Below are 1,194 nucleotides of genomic sequence, written 5' to 3' on the forward strand. Positions count from 1 at the left end.
ACACCTCTCTATTCGTCGGCAGCGTCAGATGTGTATAAGAGACAGGCATATGAACCATAACTTTCAGACACAGATGACACAGTACCAGACCATGTTACATATTTGCCCTTGTAATTATCATCGAAAAAAGCCTCTTTCTGTAATTCAGTCGAGTCCTTGTCAAAATATGGTGTGAAATCCGAAAAAGAAGTGCTTACTATTTCGTTCTCATGTTCTTCGCTGCTTGGAGTGTCTTTATCAAAAATTATATGAGCGTAAGCCAAAAAAGCAAAGTAGGTCGTCCATTTGTATTTCGTTGTTATTATTTCACAGTAATCGCAATAACGTCTACCCTCGGTTCTTTCTCCGTGAGTTTGGTTTTTGTAGAGCCATCGTGTTGCAAAGGCATCAAAAAGCAATCAAAAGTCGCGTTTGGTATTCTATCCTGAAAACACCAATCCTGTATAAGTGGACGACCAAAACACTGGTTTGCTTTTATTGTAACTGTACCAAAAAGATATATTTTTATAAGAAACCGTAACCAACTGCAACCAAGTTACGAACGATTATCAAAAAACCTTAGAGCCTATCTGAAAAGTCAGTAATGCATGTTCAAAAGTTACAATAGATCTATAATATCCGAGCATCCTTCACGTCTGTGAATATTGCATATTGTGAAAGTTACGGTAGGTCACAACACTTTTCGGATAGGTTCCTGGCCGATTTCCATTATTATACGACAAGTAGGTACAAGGGTTCTAAAGAGTTAAATTCTAAACAAATTGGGTTTCAATCAAGATGACACTTTGAAAAGTAACGTAAAACCCAAACTTAAGTTGAAAAAAGGATAATTAAGGGGTGTAGTGATTGAAGAAAAAATCAGGGATGTGTAAAGGAATAATATCTGGTAGAAAATGGAGAGTAACCTGGATTTTATTAATTCTTGTTTTTTCAATAATTTCAGTATCAGCTACAGGAGCAGATAACAGCACAAAAAGCCACGCAAGTGATGTAGTAGATATCTCTGAACAAAACACAAATGCAAGTAACGTAGTAGATGTTACCTTCCAAAAAACAGATTCAAGTGGCGTAGTAGATGATCCTGAACAAAAATCAAATGCAAGTAACGTAGTAGATGATCCTGAACAAAAATCAAATGTAAGTAACGTAGTAGATGATCCTGAACAAAAATCAAATGTAAGTAACGTAGTAGAT

The 1,194-nt window shown here is 35.9% G+C and carries 1 protein-coding gene; it reads left to right on the forward strand.

Translation table 11 applies throughout. The features are described from left to right. Positions 1 to 846: 846 nt before the first annotated feature. The coding region (locus EO95_RS14255) for a hypothetical protein (protein ID WP_048135714.1) at positions 847 to 1,194 on the forward strand (348 nt) is incomplete at its 3' end.

This window comes from Methanosarcina sp. 1.H.T.1A.1, assembly GCF_000979295.1.
GTDB lineage: Archaea > Halobacteriota > Methanosarcinia > Methanosarcinales > Methanosarcinaceae > Methanosarcina.